Source organism: Pirellulaceae bacterium (assembly GCA_019636385.1).
Classification (GTDB): Bacteria; Planctomycetota; Planctomycetia; order Pirellulales; family Pirellulaceae; genus Aureliella.
On sequence record JAHBXT010000001.1, the window covers coordinates 1,029,621 to 1,049,682 of the forward strand.

General features: G+C 57.5%; 13 protein-coding genes. 4 read left to right on the forward strand and 9 right to left on the reverse strand.

What is annotated here, in order from left to right:
* Nucleotides 1-72: 72 nt before the first annotated feature.
* Complete coding sequence (gene thiO, locus KF752_03995) at nucleotides 73-1,200, reverse strand: glycine oxidase ThiO (GenBank protein MBX3420698.1); 1,128 nt, start codon at nucleotides 1,198-1,200, stop codon at nucleotides 73-75.
* A gap of 297 nt (nucleotides 1,201-1,497) precedes the next feature.
* Here thiO and KF752_04000 point away from each other — a divergent pair, with 297 nt between their 5' ends.
* Complete coding sequence (locus KF752_04000; GenBank protein MBX3420699.1) at nucleotides 1,498-3,183, forward strand: protein kinase; 1,686 nt, start codon at nucleotides 1,498-1,500, stop codon at nucleotides 3,181-3,183.
* 79 nt (nucleotides 3,184-3,262) lie between these two features.
* Nucleotides 3,263-3,961, forward strand: a complete 699-nt coding sequence (locus KF752_04005; GenBank protein ID MBX3420700.1) for a CAAX prenyl protease-related protein — start codon at nucleotides 3,263-3,265, stop codon at nucleotides 3,959-3,961.
* Between the two features lie 43 nt (nucleotides 3,962-4,004).
* Here the strand turns inward: KF752_04005 and ggt are convergent, their stop codons facing one another.
* The 4 genes from ggt to KF752_04025 form a co-directional block, all read right to left on the reverse strand.
* Nucleotides 4,005-5,756: a gamma-glutamyltransferase gene (gene ggt, locus KF752_04010; protein ID MBX3420701.1), complete on the reverse strand. Its 1,752-nt coding sequence runs from the start codon at nucleotides 5,754-5,756 to the stop codon at nucleotides 4,005-4,007.
* A 133-nt stretch (nucleotides 5,757-5,889) separates the two neighbouring features.
* On the reverse strand, nucleotides 5,890-7,710 hold the full coding sequence (locus KF752_04015) for a DUF1446 domain-containing protein (GenBank protein MBX3420702.1): 1,821 nt from the start codon (nucleotides 7,708-7,710) through the stop codon (nucleotides 5,890-5,892).
* Nucleotides 7,707-9,293 carry an acyl-CoA carboxylase subunit beta gene (locus tag KF752_04020; protein MBX3420703.1) on the reverse strand — a complete coding sequence of 529 codons (1,587 nt, stop codon included), beginning with the start codon at nucleotides 9,291-9,293 and terminating at the stop codon, nucleotides 7,707-7,709. Before KF752_04020 ends, KF752_04015 begins: the two co-directional genes overlap by 4 nt.
* Nucleotides 9,294-9,398: 105 nt before the next feature.
* Nucleotides 9,399-10,484, reverse strand: coding sequence for a hypothetical protein (locus tag KF752_04025; GenBank protein MBX3420704.1), 1,086 nt, complete (start codon nucleotides 10,482-10,484; stop codon nucleotides 9,399-9,401).
* 315 nt (nucleotides 10,485-10,799) lie between these two features.
* Here KF752_04025 and KF752_04030 point away from each other — a divergent pair, with 315 nt between their 5' ends.
* Nucleotides 10,800-13,790 (forward strand): c-type cytochrome, encoded by a 2,991-nt coding sequence (locus KF752_04030; GenBank protein ID MBX3420705.1) that lies wholly within the window; start codon nucleotides 10,800-10,802, stop codon nucleotides 13,788-13,790.
* Nucleotides 13,791-13,902: 112 nt separating this feature from the next.
* Here KF752_04030 and KF752_04035 read toward each other — a convergent pair whose 3' ends face one another.
* The 4 genes from KF752_04035 to KF752_04050 form a co-directional block, all read right to left on the reverse strand.
* Nucleotides 13,903-14,847 carry a hypothetical protein gene (locus KF752_04035; protein ID MBX3420706.1) on the reverse strand — a complete coding sequence of 315 codons (945 nt, stop codon included), beginning with the start codon at nucleotides 14,845-14,847 and terminating at the stop codon, nucleotides 13,903-13,905.
* Nucleotides 14,848-14,950: 103 nt separating this feature from the next.
* The gene (gene nadB / locus KF752_04040) at nucleotides 14,951-16,597 is read right to left on the reverse strand and encodes an L-aspartate oxidase (GenBank protein ID MBX3420707.1); all 1,647 of its coding nucleotides are present in this window, start codon (nucleotides 16,595-16,597) and stop codon (nucleotides 14,951-14,953) included.
* A 270-nt stretch (nucleotides 16,598-16,867) separates the two neighbouring features.
* A complete protein-coding gene (locus KF752_04045; GenBank protein MBX3420708.1) occupies nucleotides 16,868-17,692 on the reverse strand; it encodes an SDR family oxidoreductase in 825 nt (274 codons plus the stop codon).
* Nucleotides 17,693-17,838: 146 nt separating this feature from the next.
* Complete coding sequence (locus tag KF752_04050) at nucleotides 17,839-18,843, reverse strand: hypothetical protein (protein MBX3420709.1); 1,005 nt, start codon at nucleotides 18,841-18,843, stop codon at nucleotides 17,839-17,841.
* A 343-nt stretch (nucleotides 18,844-19,186) separates the two neighbouring features.
* Between KF752_04050 and KF752_04055 the strand changes: the two genes are divergently transcribed.
* Complete coding sequence (locus KF752_04055; GenBank protein MBX3420710.1) at nucleotides 19,187-19,954, forward strand: SDR family NAD(P)-dependent oxidoreductase; 768 nt, start codon at nucleotides 19,187-19,189, stop codon at nucleotides 19,952-19,954.
* Nucleotides 19,955-20,062 lie beyond the last annotated feature (108 nt).

The following is a 20,062-nucleotide window of genomic DNA, read 5'->3' on the forward strand; positions in this document are numbered from 1 at the left end:
CATCGCGCGGTTTCTGTAATTGGCGGGGCTTCTTGGGCCAGGTGGCTAAGCGGGTTATGGATGCCGTAAAGACTAACCGCGGCCAACCCTGAATGGCGACAAGTCGATTTGGTTGCCGGTGCCCAGCATCAGGTTGGCCATAACCTGGGCTGTGCCACAGGCCAGATGCAATCCGCTGCGAAAGTGGCCGGCGGCACAGTACAGATTCCTGGTACCAGGAACGGCACCCAAGTAAGGCAATCCATCGAATGATCCCGGACGCAGCCCCGCCCATGTTGAGACGACTTGGGCATGGTTGAGCTGAGGTAATACCGAGCATGCCCAATTCTGAATCTGTTCAAGCGCTTCGGGAGTTGTTTCAATCACATAGCCCACTTCCTCTTCAACGCTGCCGGCCAACAAGTGCCCGTCGTCGCGGGGAACCAAGTAACGATGTCCCTCGTTGACAATTCGGCTTAAGATAGGACGCTGCGAGTTGTACAACACCATCTGTCCACGGACGGGCAGAATGCCGTTGGGCAAATTCAACTGTTCGAGCATCTGCCGCGCCCATGCTCCCGTGCACAGGCAGATGCGATCGGCAGTGAACTTGTCACCCTGCGTACTTTTCAGCTCAGCTTGCCCTGCCGCGTCCACTCGAATCTCCGCAATATTGGCTGACAGGAAGTTAACGCCTAGATTCTGGCAGGCGATTCGCAGTGCCTTCAAATGCCGCGGGTTGCGCAACTGGCATTCCCCTGGCAACAACCAGCTTTGAAAGATGGGAGAGCGGCCATAGGATGACAACTGCGGTTCGAGCTTCAATAGCTCCGCTGTTGTCAGGCGTTGATACTCAATACTGTATTGCTCCCACCAATACTCCTGGGCTGTGAGGGTGGCTACTTCCGCGCGGCTGGTTGCCAAGTAAACTCCGCCGCAACGACGGAAACCGGTATCGACGCCAGTCTCTTCAAGCAGGCGCTGGGCCCACTGGCCATGTAACCGGTGGCTGAGTGACTTCAGCTGCTCGTAGGGGTCCACTACGGCACAGTTGGCCGCTGGGGGCAGAATGCCCGCTCCGGCCCAGGAAGCTGCTGGTCGCTCCTGCTCCGGCTGGATCACACTGACCGGGCGCAGCCGCCGTGCCAATTCCCATGCCAGCGACAAGCCGATCGCGCCGCCTCCTACGATCAGTGCTTCAGCGCGGTTCATTGAAGTCATCACAACAGTCATCAAAAGTGTACAATGCCTGGGAAAACGGCTACTGAAAGACGTCGATTTGTGCCGACCACAGCGACAGCATCCAGGCTAGATGGTCGCCTTTCAATGGGACAGGCGGTTTCCGTGAAATTAGGCAGCGGTGGGCAGCATAGTCGATTACAATAAACGTGCGTGATCGGTGGGCGGCAGTCGCCGGAATTTTCGCTACACTGTCGTATCTGCAATTTCCTTTCTGGCAATCGGTAGCGACAATTCTTTATGGACATTTCCCGTTTACGGTAGCCGCAGGACATGAGCATGGCAACCGTCAGTGCGGACAGACTGATCGAGTTGGTGACTAAGAGCCAGTTGGCCGAGCCCGCCCGACTGGAGGCGGCACTGGAGCGCATCCGTAGCGCGCATGATGGACAGTTGCCCACCGATGTCATTGAATTAGCGAAAGCCTTGCAGCGCGAAAAGGTGATCACGCGCTGGCACGCCGAGAAGTTGATCGTCGGCAAGTACAAAGGCTTCTTTTTGGGCAAGTACAAGCTGCTGGGCCACATCGGCAGTGGTGGGATGAGCAGTGTGTATCTGGCCGAACACACCAAGATGAATGACTTGCGGGCCATCAAAGTGCTGCCACCCAGCAAGATGGGAAAGTCTTCATATCTGGCGCGCTTTCAACAAGAGGCTAAAGCCATCGCTTCGCTGAATCACCCCAACATTGTTCGGGCTTTCGACATCGACAACGATGGCGATATTCACTTCATCGTCATGGAATATGTGGACGGTATCGACCTACAGAATCTGGTCAAGAAGAAGGGACCACTGCCTTTTGACCAAGTGGCCGACTATGTGGCCCAGGCGGCTCACGGCCTGCAGCATGCTCACGAAGTAGGACTGATTCACCGCGACGTCAAACCCGCCAACCTACTGCTGCGGAAAGATGGTCGCATCAAGCTACTGGATTTGGGATTGGCTTTGTTTGCGGACGAGTCACAGGCATCGCTGACCATCGACCACAGCGATAAAGTCTTGGGGACTGCTGACTATCTGGCTCCGGAACAAGCGCTCAACAGCCACGGTGTCGATCATCGCGCCGATTTGTACGCGTTGGGCTGCACTATGTACTATCTACTAACCGGCAGCCCCCCATTTCCATCTGGATCGATCGCTCAGCGAATCGCCAAACATCAACGGGAAATGCCTAAAGAGATTCGCAAACTGCGACCGGAATGTCCCGGTGAATTGGAAGGCATTTGCTGGAAACTGCTGCAAAAAGACCCAATGTTTCGCTACACCACCGCGCAGCAGACGGCTGAGGTTCTGGAAGCTTGGCTGGCCAGTTATCGCGCTTCTAGCGTTCCGAACAGCGCTCGAACCGCTACGGTGGCTGGCGACAGCGCCTCGCGCAACACTTCTGGGCTGAGCCAACTGGGGGCGCGAATCAGCGATTTGGGATCGCGCACCGGCGACTCAAGTACCAGCCGTAGTGGTCTGGGGTCCTCAAGTAGCGGCTTGGGCTCCAGCTTGTCAGACACGATGAACAATCGTGGCGCAGAAACCTTGCCTGGTCGTTCAGGCAGTGGGATCACCAATCTTTCGGCCAGCGACAGCGGGGTGCTCGTACGTCTGGCCAGTGCTTCATCCAGCGGCAGTAGTAGCCGCATTGACTTGCAAGCCGAGATGAAGCCGCGTGGACCCAAGCCGGGCGGCGCCGGCTCAGCATCTCCGGGGCGATCGCCAGCCAGCCAACCCGTCCAGAAATCGCGGACGGCAGCACCCGCTCGGTCTACCGCCCATGCGCCATCGCGACCCGCATCAACCACAGCCAACTCAGCCCCTGCCGGACCGTTGCCCGTCGAGCCGACTCGTAAAGCCTTGTGGATTGCGGGACTGTTGGTTATGTTCCTTCTGGCCGTGTTGTTGGGCGTGGTTATCGAGCGACTGGTGGCTAATCGCCAACCGTCGCCTGTGAACCCCACCGAACAATCGCGCTGAGGTTCGTTGTGCATCACGGGTAGCTCTGCAATTGAATCTCTGCCTGCACCCATCATCGATCTCGTAGCTGGAACTCTTGATGCACAACCGATTCGCTGGCCTTACTCAGGCTTGTACGCTCCCGTTCGTGGTCTACCTGGTGGGCAGCGCGATGTTAAGCAAATTAAGTACGCAGTCGTACCCGTTCGGTTACGCTGTAGTCGCGGCCGCCTCAGCTCTGACGCTGTGGTGGTTGTTGCCTCGTCCGGCTCGAAGCACACTTTTTACGATCCACCCGCGCATTTTTTGGGGAGTGCTGGTCGGCACACTGGGAATTGCTTGGTGGATTCTACTTAGCCACTTACACTTGGAAAAACAATTGACGGCCGGCTTTCCCGAGTGGTTGCAAGTGGGTGAGCGAGTAAGTTTTAATCCGCTGGAAAAAATTGCTGATCCCTGGGCGCGTGCCGGATTCTTAGCGGTCCGACTGCTGGGAATTGCCGTAATCGTCCCGCTTGTGGAAGAGCTGTTTTGGCGCGGGTTTTTATTGCGCTGGACGATTGATCCGGAATGGCAGGACGTGCCGTTAGGCACGTTCACCTGGGCCAGTTGCGGTATTGTCACGGCATTGTTCACTCTGGCGCACCCAGAATGGTTTGCAGCCGCTAGCTATTGTCTGCTGATCAACGGCTTGTTGTATTGGAAGCGTGACTTGTGGCAGTGCATCGTGGCCCACAGCGTCAGCAATTTTTTGTTGGCGATGTACGTGCTCCAGACCGGCCATTGGTGGCTGTGGTAGTTGCTTGGATCGCTATGATGCATGTAGCCCGGTCTGGTTTCCGCTACCAAGCATCGGCGGCGCTGGGGACGCGAGGATCGGAAGCGGCCCGCATCTGTGACTGTTCAAACTGAATTGCTTGAGCGACTGCCAGAGTGTCGGTACGCTGAATTTCATGGCCAAACTGTTGCAACTGGCTAACGACGCTGGCGGGCATCGCCTGCTCGACCCACGCTTGATCGGGCGACCACTGGTGATGCACGCGGGCTGAACCGAGCGCCTGATCAACACTGTTGCCCAAGTCGATTGTCCGCACCAGAGCCTGCAGCACCGCCGTGATGATTCTCGGACCACCGGCTGCACCACCCGTGAACAACAATCTGTCGTGCTGATCCAATACGATGGTCGGACTCATGCTCGACAGCGGGCGTTTGCCAGCCACAATCTCGTTGGCTTTGGACCCCAACAAACCAAAAGCGTTTCGAACCCCTGCGGCTAAGCTGAAATCGTCCATCTGATTGTTCAGCACAATGCCGGTTCCTGGCAGAATGATCTTCGAACCGAAACTGGTGTTGACCGTTTGCGTCAGCGCTACCGCGTTGCCTTGAGCATCTGCAACCGTTAAATGTGTCGTATGTCCGCCACGACCCAATACATCTTGGTCGGCGCGAGGCGGTTGGCCGTGGCTGGTGACTACGGTCGCCCGCTCAGGGTCAATATCGGCTGCTCGCTGCCGTAGATAATCCACGTCCAGCAGCCCCGTTGGCACTTTGGTGAAATCGGCATCGCCCAACCAGTAAGCGCGATCGGCCAGCGCGCGCTTCATGACTTCTAACAGCAGATGCAAGCCTGCCGCTTCCGATTGCCCGAAGGCTGCGGCTACATCTAGCGGTTCCAACATGCCCAGCATTTGAGCAATATGAATTCCACCTGAGCTGGGCGGCGGAAAACCAACCACTTGCCGACCTCGATATCCGCTGCGAATCGGCGCGCGGTGCAGCACTCGGTACTCCGCCAGATCGTCCGCGCGCATCCAGCCGTTGTGGGCGATCATGTACGCCTGGAGCCGATCGGCAAATTCTCCCCGATAAAACCACTCGCCCCCTTCATCGGCGATCTTGCGCAGCGATCGCGCCAGGTCGGGTTGTCGCAGAACGTCGCCAGCACGCCACGGCTGACCGCCAGGGTCCAGCAGCACGCCAGCCGATGCCGGAAACCTGCGCAGCGCTGGAGCCGAAGTTTTCAAGACGTTGGCGAAATAATCGGAAATCAGGTAGCCACTCTCAGCCACCTGAGCGGCCGACAGCAAACTGTCTTGCCAGCCTTGGACACCGTGCTGTCGACTGATCTGTTCAAGCAACGCCAACAATCCGGGAACAGCCACCGCTAACGGACCATGCTGACTGAGCTGCGAGTCGGGTTTACCGTCCGAGCCTCGATAGTGATCCGGCAGACTGCGCCGGGGTGCCGTTTCACGGCCGTCCAGTGCCAAAACTTGGCCATCCGCCAAGCGAAGCAGGGCTAGTCCGCCGCCACCAATTCCAGAGTTATGTCCATCGACAACCGACAACATCAGTGAAGCTGCTACGGCTGCGTCGATGGCATTACCGCCTTGCTGGAGTCGCTCCATAGCGGCCCGCGTGGCCAACGGATGCGACGTAGCCACACAGCCTCGCGCACCCGAAGCGACCTTGCGCGCCGAGGCGTACATATCTCTCACATCCTCGCCGCAACCGCGCCCGGCCAGACAAAACGCCGACCCCGCCCATGTGGCACCTGCTAGAAAATTGCGGCGATGAATCATTGTGAATCGCATGAGGGAATCTTAGTTAACGAGCGGCATAGTTACAGCCACCGTCACTCTGGCCATTTCGCGAACCGGATTTTCACCGTCTGGCGACAGCGACTTGTGGATTGTGGTTATTACCAGCTGGCCGCAGCGCCTGCCGTTAAGTAGTCTGCGATGGTGGCTGGGCGCCGCCCTGTTCCAACAATTCAAGCGGCATGGCCAGCAGGGCTTGAGCCAGGGCCTTGCCTTGAGCATCATTGCGCAGCCCGCGACGCAAGACGCCACTAAGTAGAAAATTCAGTCCGCCCAAGTTCGGCAGTTCGTAGCGAGTTACGTTTTCAACAGTCAGCTCGCGGAAATAATTACCAACGCGCTCCACCGTTAGTTGTTGGCACAGCCAGGGATAATCGCCTGGATCGCGCACTAAGATACCAATATTGGCTGACGTGCCCTTGTCACCGCTACGGCCATAGGCGATGTCGATCAGCCGGCGGACGGTGGGGCCAGTCGAAGCACCGACAGCCGCAGGTGATATCGAGCTGGTAATAGGTGGGGATACTGGCGCGACAGGCGGCCAATGACATTCGGATTGACGATTGGCCAGCGTATCGCTGGTCGTGAGATATTGGACCTCGACCGGAACCTCCTGGGCTCGAATCAAGCAGGGCCAGTAGCGGAAGATGGGATGCACCCGCGGACGACCTTCTGCGTAACCCGTTGTGCCTTGTGCCCCGGCAGTCACCAGCGGCATCAGCTCTTGAGAAAACGCCTCGACAGCCGCTTGCGAATCGGACTGCACGGCGACGCGCATCACGGTTTCGTATTCCGACTGTGAGTTCAAACGTGCATCGGGGACCGGAACGCTGGCAGCGTGTCCCAAGCACTCAATCATCGTATCTCGATATTGCCAGCCGGCATCGGCCAGACGCTGCAACACGATTTGGCCGCTGAGTCGCGCCTTTTCTTGCGAGCGATGCCCGTAGATCGTCAGCATCCCGGCCGCGCGATATCCGTCGCGATAGGTCGCACTGACTTTGAGCGTTTCTGGGCGCGGCGAGCCAATGGCACCGATCACTTCGACACGGTCCTGGGCAATCTGTCTAACCTGCAGGTCGGTGAACGAGACTCGAACGTCAGGGCTGAGATACTCGGCTGGGTCGCCAATTTCATAGACCAGTTGTTCCTTGACGGTCTGCGGGGTTACGCGCCCACCTGTGCCAGTGGGTTTCGTGACCACGATCCGACCGCTGGCGTCGATTTCGACGATGGGAAAGCCAATATGCGCCAGGTCCGGCATCTGTAGCCAATCGGTAGAAATTCCTCCGGTAACGTGGGTACCACACTCCAGCAGATGTCCAGCCACGGTGCCTTGCGCCAGTCGCGGCCAATCATCCAGCGACCAATTAAAGGCATGAACGCAAGCCGCCAAAACCATTGATGGATCAGCCACGCGCCCGGTGATCACAATGTCCGCGCCGGCTTGCAGTGCCCGTACCATACCTTCGCAACCCACATAGGCGTTGGCCGTGACCAATTGTGGCTGAACTTCTGACAGAGGACGACCGTCATCCAAGTTTTTGAGGTGAATTGAAGTTCCAGGATCAGCCTTCAGCGTCATGAGTACATCGTCTCCAGAGACCACTGCTATCTTCAGCTCACGGCATCCACGCTGCTCAAGTGCCTGCTGGCAGGCTAGGGCACAGGCCAGCGGGTTGAGTCCGCCGGAATTTGCGATCAACCGGCAGCGTCCTCCGCTGGCCCAATAGTCGGCCAACGACTGGACAACTTTGACAAAATCAAGGGGATAGCCCAGCTCGGGGCGTCTGTCGCGCTGCACCGCCAAGATCGACATCGACACTTCGGCCAGATAGTCCATCGTCAGATAGTCCAGGTCCGGACACTGCGATAGCAACTGTGCTGCCGCAGACGACGAATCACCCCAAAAGGCTTGCGCGTTTCCAATCCGCACTACTTGATTCACACTTCCCTCGCTTGTGTGCGGGCTCGTTGAAGTAATTCAGGCGTGACGACCGACAGTAGTGAACCTAACCACATACGTGTCTGATCGGGCTGGATAATGGCATCGACCCAACCGCGCGCGGCACCGTAGCGAATCTCGGTTTTCGATTGATACATTTGTCGCACATTGTCGCGCATGTCGTTGATCTGTTCCGGGGAAAGCGGCTGACCATTCTTTTCGGCGTCGCGAATCTTGAGTGTCAGCAGCGTGTCGGCAGCTTGATTACCGCCCATGACGGCCATGCGCGCGTTGGGCCAAGCCAGGATCACGGCCGGATCGTAAGCGCGACCACACATCGCATAATTGCCAGCACCATACGAACTGCCCACAACCACGGTAAACTTGGGCACGCTGGCAATACTCATCGCCCGCACCAACAAGGCTCCCGAACGAATGATACCGGATTGCTCGGATTGTTTACCGACCATAAAACCTTGTACGTCTTGAATGAAAATCAGTGGCACACGGTTTTGATCGCAATCGAAAACGAAGCGCGCACCTTTTTCCGAAGCATCAGCGTACATCACGCCACCGATTTGAATTTCTCCCTTGGCGGATTTGGTACGCTGTCGTTGATTGGCGACGATACCGACGGGATGTCCGTTGATGCGTGCATAGGCGGTAACCAGGCTGGCACCATAGTCTGGACGAAATTCGGCCAGACTATCGGCATCGATCACACACTGCAACAGATCCCGCACATCGTACTCACCAACACCGTCGCCGGGCACGATTTTATAGAGATCGCTTTCCGGTCGCGCCGGTGCTGGCCCAGCGCTTCCAGCGGCGCGTGCCGGCAGCAGGGCCACCAATTCGCGGATGCGGCGCAGACAAGCCTTATCGTCGGGCTCATGAAAATCGACGGTTCCGCTGATGTGCGAGTGCATGGCAGCGCCGCCTAGTTCTTCGGGGTCGGCCGTCTGACCGATGGCCGCCTTGACCAGTGCCGCACCGGCCAAGCACAGTTGGCTACCCTCGGTCATCACGATCTTGTCGCACAGCACCGGCAGATAGGCACCTCCGGCAATGCAATTCCCCATGACCGCCGCAATCTGCGGGATACCTTCGGCCGACAGCACCGAATTGTGCCGGAAGATTCTGCCGAAATCGTCTTCGTCCGGAAACACTTCATCCTGCAGAGGCAGGAAAGCACCGGCCGAATCCATCAGGTAGATGGCCGGCAGTCGCAGGCGATGCGCGACCTTCTGGGCGCGGATCATCTTCTTGACCGATTGAGGAAACATCGCGCCGGCTTTGACCGAAGCATCGTTGGCAGCGATCAAGCATGCCTGACCGCTGATCCAGCCGATACCGCTGATGATGCCCGCCGCCGGCACATCACCCCATTCGGGATACATCTGATAAGCGGCCCACAGGCCCAGTTCCAGGAACGGTCGATCGGCATCTAGCAAGACTTCCAAGCGCTCGCGGACCGGCAAGCGGCCCAACTTGCGCTGTCGCTGTTGGCCGGCTGGGCCGCCTCCCTGCAACAGAACCTGTTGCTGAGCCAAGATCGACTCTGACATTTCCTTCAAACTTGCCATGTAGCTCGACTTTCTGTGGACAAACGCGGCCAGTGGAATCCGTCCACTGTAATCGGGCCGTGGCAACTCGCAAACCCACGCCACGCACGTTTTCAAGCCAGCGGACTAGCCTCGCAGCGCGTACACGTCGGCTCGAACCGGATGATTGATATGGTCTACCAGGTCAAACCGTAGTGCTGTAGGCAGCAAGGGTCGAAAGCGAGCCACGGCATCACGCGGGCTGAAGCGACTGAGAATCTGATCCAATTCGGTGCACAACAGTTCAACTTCGCGACTATCGGCGGAAACTTGAACGAGCATCTGTCGCAAGCGACTCTTGAGATACCCGGCCAGGCTGCCGTCGTGCACCACCATCATCTGGCCTCCCGTTGCCTGGCGATCTCTGCCGCGCGCCGAGAATTCCAATAGATAGTCCTCAATGGCCACTTGCCATTGGCGCTGCAGCAGAGCCACTTGCCCAGGCGTTGCCTGAACTCCCTGGCGCCGCAGTACATCGTCGATTTCCTGTCGCGTCAGCCCACCCGATGTAACGCGCCAGGACATTTCCAGTTCGTGAGCTTCCTCGAAAAAGTGAGCGATGTTTTCAGGCTCGACGGGGCGCGGTTGATGTTGCTGCAGCAATTGGCGAGCAGCTTCATACATCTGCTCCAACAACCGCAAATCACCGGCCAAGGTTGCTTCAAAGAATTGACCGATCGCGCCAATAGGCAGTCCAACGGTACCGCTGGGTGGATTTCCAACACCACCTCGCTGTCCGCCCGCTCCAGTGTCGAAACAAAACTCGACATAGGGCAGGATAGCATCAGGCGGCAATCGCACAGCGGCCACCAGTAATTTGTCGCAGGACAGATAGGCGCTCAACTGTTCATTGCCCAGTTCCTCGATCACAAACCTACCGGCAGGTTGGAATTCATGTTGCAACAGCCAACCATCCACGGCTTGACACAATTCTTCGGCGGTCCGCCAAGGCTGGTCACTGGTCTCCAGGTAGATGCGCATTGGCGGGATAATCGCTTGCAGTTCCAGGAACTGCTCTAAGCCGGCCACGCGATGACTGAGCGTGTTGATCGTTCGACGTAGCTGTCGCTGCGATTTGCGCCACCACAGCACATGCAGTAGTAGCGCCAACAGCAAGCCAACTCCAGCCAGTCCGCTTAACAATGTCAGAATTACGGATGCAGTCGCGGGCACCGAATGGGCCTCTCTAAATATAGGAAACATCAGCGGATAAGAGTTCTGAGGCGAACTGCCAATAAGAACATAACGGTAGCCAGCGTCACCAGACGGCGGAAACTCAATGCACCCAGCGCTTGAGGCTCGGTAGGCACTATTATGCCGCTGGCCTTACGGTGTATATGAACCGACGTCCCACTAGTTATACTACGGACTGCGCTGAGCTAGAAGAACGCAGCATTGTTCCAGTATCCCACAGGTGATTGATGGTGCGAGATCGCTCACTCAATAAACTTAGTCCCTTTCACGCTATAACCGCCAGTTGTACGCCTCATGAATTCTGACTCTGCAAACTTGCCATCCTACGTCGCAACATTGTTGACGGCAATTCTGTGGTTGGCTCCGGGTTTGCTCCGGGCAGATGAACCACCGCCTGAACCTGACTATTCGTCAGAGTTACCGCGCATTGCACCGCTGACACCCGCAGAGGCCATCGGTCAATTCGAGCTGGCAGATGGCTTCTCAATACAACTGGTGGCAGCCGAACCGCTTGTGACCGATCCCGTGGCGTTTGCATTTGACGGGCGCGGCCAGTTGTGGGTTGTCGAAATGCGCGACTACAGCGAACAGGAACGCGAGCGACTGGGGCGCGTCGCGCTGTTGGTCGATCGCGACGGCGACGGGCGCATGGACCAGCGTACGACGTTTGTGGAGAATTTGAGCTGGCCGACAGCCATTTGGCCGTGGCTGGATGGCGTGTTGGTCGCCGAGCCGCCGAATATCACTTGGTTTCGCGACACCGATGGCAATGGCGTTTCCGACCACAGCGAAGTCTGGTACTCCGGCTTTGGCCGCAGTAATGTACAGGGCCTGGTCAATAGTCTGCGCTGGGGCGTAGACGGCTGGATTCACGGAGCTACCAGTAGCACCGGTGCTCAACTGGAATCGCCTGTCGGCGGCCAGCGTGTCGATCTGGGGCGCCGCGACTTTGCTCTGGATCCGCTGAGCAAGAGGCTGCGAGCTGAATCGGGTGGCGGACAACACGGAATGAGTTTCAATCGTTGGGGAGACAAGTTTGTAACCAGCAATTCTGATCACCTACAACAGATCATCGATTTGGAAAGCTGGTTAACGGGACGCAGCATGACGGTACCGATGCCGGCGGTGCGACGCAGTATCGCCGAAGATGGTCCACAAGCTGAGGTGTATCGCGCCAGTCCGGTCGAGCCGTGGCGAATCGTCCGCACGCGACTGCGCATGAGCGGTGAAGTGCCAGGCATCGTTGAAGGCGGAGGCCGAGCCGCAGGATATTTTACCGGCGCGACGGGAACCTGGATCATGGACCACGAGCGCGGCTTCGGAATCGATGCCAGCATGGATACCGCACTGGTTTGCGATGTTGGCAGCAACCTAGTTCATCGCAAACGTCTGATAGATCAGGGTTTATTCTGGACCGCACAGCGCATCGACCAGCAAACGGAACTGTTGCGTTCGCGCGACATCTGGTTTCGGCCCGTTCAATTAGGCGATGGTCCCGACGGAGCCTTGTACATCGCCGACATGTACCGCGAGGTAATCGAACATCCCCAAAGCCTGCCGCCTGTAATCAAGAAACATTTGGACCTGACCAGCGGTCGCGATCGTGGGCGGATTTGGCGGATCACCAACGCGGCCACTCCACACACCCCTTACCCAAACTTGACCGCCCTGAATGATCAAGGGTTAGTCGAGCGGTTGCAGTCGGAGATCGCTTGGCAACGGCTGATGGCCAGTCAGTTAATCGTCGAGCGTCACAAACTGCAACGTTTGGACGAACGTATTGGTCGGTGGCTAGGAGACTGTGCAGCCGATTCGCCGCGCGCCGAATCACGCTTACTCGCGCTGTGGTTGCTGGAGCGTCTTGGAAAATGGGGCTCAGACCTTGCTGGGCAAGCTATCCAGCAGCCTCATCCGCGAGTGCAAGCACAGGCGATCGAAATGATTGCATTAACCGGCAATGCCGCAGCCGTGTCACGGTCCGCGCAGCAAATCGCTGAGCGCTGCAGCGATGCGCGTGTGCAATTGGCGCTGGTCAAGCTGGCTACAGAATTGGATTCTGGCGGCCGTCAAGATATTTTGGCTGCTGTCATGCCTCACGTCACCCAACCGCTGGTTCAAGCCTCATTGGCAATGGCGGCTGGACCGGACTCGTGGCAATTATTACAGTCGGCTAAAGCTGCGGACATGCCCGATCCGACGTATCGCAATTGGCTAAGATTGTTGCTACCTGGCTGGGTGGCCAGCGTACCGAAGAATCCGCACTTGCTGGATTTCATCAAACATTCGTTGACTGCCGATACACCCCGCCACCGACTATGGTTGTCAGCGCTGGCCGAATTACCGTCTCATGCTAGCGCTGCTCAGGTACTTGATTTGACAGGAACACAAATCGCCATCGATGATCACGTCGACCAGGCATTGCAACGCTCACCCAGTGGCAATGCAATCGAGCTGCTGGGATTGACCTCGACGGCCGTTCAAACCAAGTGGCTCGATGCTTTATTGCGGAAATCGTCAACCGAGGCCCAACAGACGATGACGATTCAGTCGCTCAGTTGGGCCAATCACCCTCAGCTAAGCGAGAAGCTGGTACAACAGTTTCGCAGCTTCACACCCGCGCTGCAGTCGGTTGCACTGCGTGCCCTGAGCGCGCGGCCCGAACGATTGGCCGTGTTGGCCGCTGCTTTGGAATCACAGCAGATCGCCCGCTCGCAAATTCCACCCGAACTGCGACAGCAATTGTTAGCGCAGCGTGACCAAGTGTTGGTCGCGCGGCTGACGAAAGTTCTCACTCAAGTTGTGACCGATCGAGCCGGAACGATCCAGCATTACCAGTCGGCGCTGGCCAGCCTGGAGTCGGCCAGTGGGCAAACTCAAGCTGAGCGGTTGGAGGCTGGGCAAGCCATCTTTCAACGAGCCTGCGCGCAGTGCCATCGCTTGGGAGAAATCGGCAACGATGTGGGGCCGCCACTGAGACAACTCAGCGACAAGAGTCCTGACCAATTGTTAGTAGCCATCTTGGACCCCAGTCAGGAGGTAGATCCCAAATATGCTGCCTACAACATCTTGACTGACGACGGCGTCGTTATCACCGGCTTAATTGTGCAGGAGACGGGCAGTCAAATCGTCATTGCCGAAGCCGGCGGCAAACAAACCACGCTCGATCGCCAGTCAATCGAACAGATTCAAAGCAGCGGTCAATCGCTGATGCCCAACGGACTGGAAGAACAGATCACCATTGAACAAATGGGGCAATTGATTGAATTTCTCAAGCATCGCAACTAGAGCTCACCCAAAAGGCTACCCAGGTGAGCGGCATCAATGTAGCTATCGTCGCCAGTCGGTGGATGTCGAGCCAGACTCTGGATACCGAGGCAGAGGTCGGCGAGTCATATTTTCATTTGCCACGCGCCTTGTAATCATAAAAACCGGCGCCGGATTTGGCACCAAGTTTGCCTTGTTCCAGCAGCGGGCGCAAGACCTGCAACAATTGCTGATCGGTTACGCTGGGGGGCGTGGCCCAGCGGGCGTTGCTAAGCACTTGGTCGATAACGTCCAGTCCGATCTGATCCATCATCCCAAAGGGCCCGACCGACATGCCGGTGACCGCCGTCCACGAGCGATCCACATCTTCGGGATCGACCACATCCAGCGCCACAAGCTCTAACGACGCCTTCAACACAGCCTGCAACAGCCAGTTGAAGACGTAGCCGGGATGCTCGCGGCGCAGGATCAGCGGGTATTGATCGATGCGCCCAGCCAGTTCTGCTATGCGCTGCAATACTTGTGGATGCGTTTGATCACAGCCGACGATATCCGCTACCGACTGTCGCAGGACAGGCACATGGAAATGGAGTTGCGCGTAACGCGCTGGCTGGCTGACAAACTGTGACAACACTGACGGGACGAAGTACGAAGTATTTGATGCGATGATGCACCGCTCGGGCAACAACTGGCTCAGCTGTCGCAGAACTCGCTTCTTCAGCGAAAGCTGCTCGGGAACGCACTCTAGCGCCAAGTCGGGTTGCCAGTCGGCCAGCTCCTGCTGAGTCAATTCTGTTAAGGTTGGCAAGAGCGTAATCCGCTGCAGCCAACTGCGCAACGGATCACTCGAGGATCGTGACACGCTGAGCGCTTCATCACGGCTGGCATGAGCATCCATGGCCCTGAGTGGCTGCTGCTGGTTCAAGTCGCATTGGCTCATCCATTGTCGAGCTGCCGCGATAGCCTGAGCTGACTTGTCGGTCAACGCCACGTGCAGACCGTGCATAGCCAAACGCGCGCCGACTTGTCGGCCGACCCAACCACAACCAACAATCAGAACGCGATCAATGCTTTCCAAGAAACTACCCTCTCAACCTATGCGGACACAATAACAGGCGCGCACCTTTGGCTGCGCGGACAACGTCTCGGGCATGCCCCTCAAAATCTCTGCCGAATCCCCGCTACGCGCCTGGATTCTGAAACACCAAATGCCGCCGCCACCGAGTGTCCATCTCAGGATAGTCCGTCCGGAAATGAACGCCGCGCGACTCTTGACGAGCCAGTGCCGCCTCGGTCATCAGCAGGGCAACGGTCAGCAGATTCTGCAATTCCCAGCCGGCGGTGTTGTCAAACTGGTGTGGCAAGACATAGCGCGAATAGCCGCGCAGTTCGTCCAGCGCTTCGCATAATCGCTTTTCGGTCCGCTGCACCCCAACCCAGCGCCACATCAGACTCTGTACTGAATTTCGAATGTCGGTGGTGTCTAGTTGCGGTGTGGTTGGGGACCGCTGAGGTTGATCCGCCAGCAGTTTGGGCATCAACGGCTGGTCGACTTGACTGAGCGCAAGTTGGCTAGCCGCTTCGCCGGCCCGCGCTCCGAATACCAAGCCCTCCAATAGACTGTTGGATGCCAGACGATTGGCTCCGTGAAGCCCTGAGCTGGTCACTTCTCCGGCGGCCCAAAGGCCGGGTAGAGAACTACGGCCATCTTCGTCGATCTGCACACCTCCCACCATGTAATGCGCTCCCGGGCGCACTGGAATTAAATCGCGACATGGTTCTAGACCGAATTTTTTGCAAACCGCAGTGAAGCCTGGGAATTCATGATGAATTTTGGCAGCGTCCAAATGGCGCAGTGACAAGTACACGCAGGGATGTTGCGTCAGACCCATTTGAGACACGATGGCCTGGCTAACGACATCGCGCGGCGCCAATTCAAGCCGCGGATCGTAATCAGGCATGAAGCGGAATTCATTGCAATCGACCAAATGTGCTCCAGCACCGCGAATGGCCTCGGTCACCAGCGTCCGTGAGCTGCCAGCGATATACAACACGGTGGGATGAAACTGCATAAACTCCATGTCTCGTATGCGTGCGCCGGCTCGATACGCCAGCGCATGTCCGTCGCCTGTTGCCACGCGCGGATTGGTCGTTTCGCGATAGACCTGTCCGCAACCGCCCGTGCATAAGATGACCTGTCGCGCCCACACCAATGCTGGTTTGCCGCCGTCGCGTGCAACCACTGCCCCACAACAACTTCGGCCGTCGTCCAGCAGATCGATAGTAAAGGTCTCCTCCCACATGCGAATGTTGGGTGCTTGCTGCGCTCGATTGATAACCGCGCGCATGATCTCTTTACCAGTCGCATCGCCCAGGGCATGCAGAATGCGTTGACGGCTGTGGCCTCCCTCTTGGCCGAGCATTAGTTGACCATCCTGATTGTCGAAATGGGTTCCCCATTGGATCAGTTGATGAATGTGTCGAGGCGCTTCGCGGACGACCATTTCGACAACCGAACTGTCGCAAAAATTGCCACCAGCCGCCAATGTATCCTGCACGTGGTCTTCGAAACGGTCTTCGGGATCCCACACGCTGGCGATGCCACCCTGAGCATAACTGCTGTTGCTCTCCTGCAATTGCCCTTTGGTAACGACCAAGGTGTCCAAACGGGGATCAACCGCCAGCGCGGCGCGCAGCCCAGCCAAGCCGCCTCCGATGATTAGCACATCGGAGAAGTAGTGGGCGCTACGTTTCGGAGAAAAGTCGATCAGGTAACGTGGCGACCTAGGACCGCTCAGTTGCGTAGGACTTTCGGTTGGCTTGTTCATTCACCGCATTCTGTTGATCGAGAGACAGGTCGAACCCTTGTCCATTTCGGCTTCTCGGTTGGTCTTCAACCTTACAGCATTGCCAAAAAAATGCGAAACGATTCGCCATCTGTTGGAAGCTTCAGTCTACTAGGCCCCGACAGTATATCAAACAACAGCTCACGTGAATGAATTAGTCTCGGACTGCGGAGTATCCGGGTCTTAAGACGCTAGTCGCTGGTTGCCAGTGGTCCGAGGTCACACGGTACCAACAGTGTGCAGGGCTATATTTTACGTATCCGGATGAGCTGCCGGATCGGCCGTGGGTCCAGAATAGATGCTGCGGCCCCCGTCCACGGGCAGGCATACGCCGGTAATAAACGGGCTGGTCGCCAAGAAGTAGACCGCCTCGGCAACGTCTTCGGGGCGTCCCGCGCGTTGCAATAGACTATCGCTGACGATCTGTTGCTGGCGCCGCTCCGACACGCCTTCAGCAATCATTACCGGCCCAGGCAGGATAGCATTGACGCGAACGCGATTATTGCGCCCCGCCAGCTCGACCGCCAAGCTACGCGTCATCGTCTCGATACTGCCTTTACTGACAAAGTAAGCCGAAAAACCGGTGTAAGGCCGCGCGACCGCCCAGTCGCCAATCTGCACGATGGCACCGCCACAGGACTGAGCCACCATCTGCAAGCCGAAGATTTGGGACGTCACAAAGCTGCCTAAGCAATTGACTTCGAAATGCCGCTGCAAGTCGTCGACTTGAGTCTGTTCCAAGTTCTTGGGCTGCCAAATGGCCGCTGAATTGACCAACAAATCAACGCGCCCCCACGACTGCAAAATTTGGTCCAGCCAAGTGTGGACATTGGCCGCTTCCTGAATGGCACCAACGACCAGTTGCACTGAATGTCCTCGCTGAGCATAACCGTGTATCAACCGTGAATCCTCGGGCTCGTCCTGATGGCCATGCAAGGCGACGCGAAAACCGCGCTCCAGTAACAGTTCAGCCACGCTGCGACCAACACGCGGGGCAGCGCTGCCGGTCACTAACGCCACGGGATGTGGCGTGCCAAACAGTTCTTGTTGTCGTTGATGAAACCAGTCGTGCGCCATGAGCCAAACAATATCTCTGAGGACGTTCAATCAATCCAGATGCATCTGTCTACGCGATTCTAAGGGCGGGACAAGCCGGGCCAGTACAGCTTGGCAGTCCAACTAAAACTATCCTGTGTGTCGACATGGGTATCCTTGCCAGGAGCCTAGTCCCGCACCGGCCCATCACTGGCGTGAACCGTTAGATCCATATTATAGACGGCCGGATCGGTGCTGATCGCGCCGCGTAAGGCACAGACGCGCGAGGCGAATCGGACCGCCTGAGCCAGCGAGATTTGCGGCGATTGCCGTGTCATAATCCCGCGAATGATCACCGCTGACAACGCATCGCCGGCACCAACCGTGTCAACTAGGTCGGCAACTGGGCTGGCAGCCTGCACACAGTACTGACCATCGTTGCCTAACCAGGCGGCACCAAGCTCGCCTGCCGTAATCCACAGATTGCTGATACCAAACTGCCGCTGCAACACACCCGCCTGATCAATAAACTTGTTCCAACACCGGCCGCCACGCTCGTCCACCCGGTCCGTTTGTCCGGCGTTGTCAAGCTCTGCCATGTGCCCAGAGCCGCTGCCCAGTGAACTGACCAACCAGTGCAGTTCGTCATTGTTCAGCTTGACATGATCGGCACCCACCAGTAGGGGATCAATCCATGAGCGATCAAAGTGCGGCATCCGAATGTTGACGTCCACAAAAACGGGACACGAGGCTTGGCGCCGCAGGTGCCGGATCGTTTCTCGCGAAGTGGCACCGCGTAGCGCCAGCGACCCATGGTAGATCAGTCCAATCGAGTTCCAATCGACCAACGAGTCCAGCGACCGAATATGGTCGTAGGCCACGTCGTCCCAGAACTGATAGCTGGGTTGTCCATTGGTCACGCGAATGTCGACACGTCCTGTGGCTTTGTCGGCCAAGACCTGCAAACCGCTGCGATCCATGCCCCATTGCTGCATGCGCCGGACCACCTCGCTGCCCAGCGCGTCATCGCCAACCGCCGTGACCATCAGCGGCTGAAGCCCCAGTCCGGTCAAATTCCATGCCACGTTGAACGGAGCACCGCCTAAGACTTGCACGTCGTCAAAACAATCGAATAGCACTTCACCCACGATCATCGGACGCAAGGCGGGCAAGCGGTTAGGGGCAGAAGTCACTGGACAAGAAACCTTAAACGGAAAATGAATTCGATGCATGCCCGCGATCGGTGGTGAACCCCTTCCGCGATCCAGGCTGGGCAAGTGGCCAGCCCGCATGTACCACCAGCGCCATCATCCCGCAGTGAAAATACATTTCAGACTTTGTGGGAGCAACAATAGCAACCACAACTTGCTTGCCTTGGCACCGGACCATGGGCCAGGATCATGCCGGAAGTTGTGCCGGATACCCACTGTAGTTTACAATGGCACCCCTGCGGCGATAAGGCGAGCGGCTCAATGGACGCGATTCGCGCATACGACTTGAACTCTGTCAGGCCCAACAACAACTAGAAAGCCAACGATGACATCACAACCACTAGACGGACGACACGCACTGGTAACCGGCGGCGGAACGGGAATTGGGTTGGGAATTGCAAGAGAGCTGGCTCGAGCCGGCGCGAAGGTAACCATCACCGGTCGCCGTAAGGATGTACTGGAATCGGCGGCAGCCAGTCAGGAAGGCCTGTTTCCACTGGTGATGGATGTCACTCAAGAGCAAAGCATCGTCGACGGCATCGCTTCGGCCATTGCCCAGCGCGGGCCGGTCACCATCTGTGTACCCAACGCTGGAATTGCCGAAGGTCGTGCACTGCACAAAACGGACATGGCCTTTTGGCGCAAGATTATGTCCACTAATTTAGATGGAGCCTTTGTGACGCTGCGCGAATGCACACCGGGCATGCGCGATGCTGGTTGGGGACGCGGCGTGCTGGTCGCGTCGATCGCTGGCCTGCGGGGACTCAAGGGCGCTCCGGCTTACACCGCTTCCAAACACGGGATGATCGGATTGATGCGGGCGCTATCGGAAGATTTTCTGGGAACCGGCATTACCTTCAACGCCATCTGCCCCGCTTACGTTGATACCGACATTGTGGCCAGAAATCAGGTAAGCATCGCGCAGCGCGCCGGCATTTCCGAGCAGCAAGCCCGCGACCTGATGGTCAAGACCAATCGCCACCAGCGTTTGATCTCGGTAGAAGAAGTCGCTGCCGCCGCCATGTGGCTCTGCCTACCCGGCTCCGAGAGCGTCAACGGGCAAGCCATCGAAATCGCCGGTGGACAGGCATGACGGGAATGGCGCAGTGGTAATCAGAAGCGGAACACTCACCCGCACGTTCCGGGTGCAGTTGGCTCAACGTTTCGCAACGGCCAACGAGTCATAGACAGGTAGCTGCGG

Excerpts from the sequence above, each read along its gene's own strand:
- KF752_04005 (MBX3420700.1), top strand. The coding sequence starts at position 3,263 with ATGCACAACCGATTCGCTGGCCTTACTCAGGCTTGTACGCTCCCGTTC.
- KF752_04030 (MBX3420705.1), top strand. The coding sequence starts at position 10,800 with ATGAATTCTGACTCTGCAAACTTGCCATCCTACGTCGCAACATTGTTG.
- nadB (MBX3420707.1), bottom strand. The coding sequence starts at position 16,597 with ATGAACAAGCCAACCGAAAGTCCTACGCAACTGAGCGGTCCTAGGTCG.
- ggt (MBX3420701.1), bottom strand. The coding sequence starts at position 5,756 with ATGCGATTCACAATGATTCATCGCCGCAATTTTCTAGCAGGTGCCACA.
- KF752_04020 (MBX3420703.1), bottom strand. The coding sequence starts at position 9,293 with ATGGCAAGTTTGAAGGAAATGTCAGAGTCGATCTTGGCTCAGCAACAG.
- KF752_04045 (MBX3420708.1), bottom strand. The coding sequence starts at position 17,692 with ATGGCGCACGACTGGTTTCATCAACGACAACAAGAACTGTTTGGCACG.
- KF752_04000 (MBX3420699.1), top strand. The coding sequence starts at position 1,498 with ATGGCAACCGTCAGTGCGGACAGACTGATCGAGTTGGTGACTAAGAGC.
- thiO (MBX3420698.1), bottom strand. The coding sequence starts at position 1,200 with ATGACTTCAATGAACCGCGCTGAAGCACTGATCGTAGGAGGCGGCGCG.
- KF752_04055 (MBX3420710.1), top strand. The coding sequence starts at position 19,187 with ATGACATCACAACCACTAGACGGACGACACGCACTGGTAACCGGCGGC.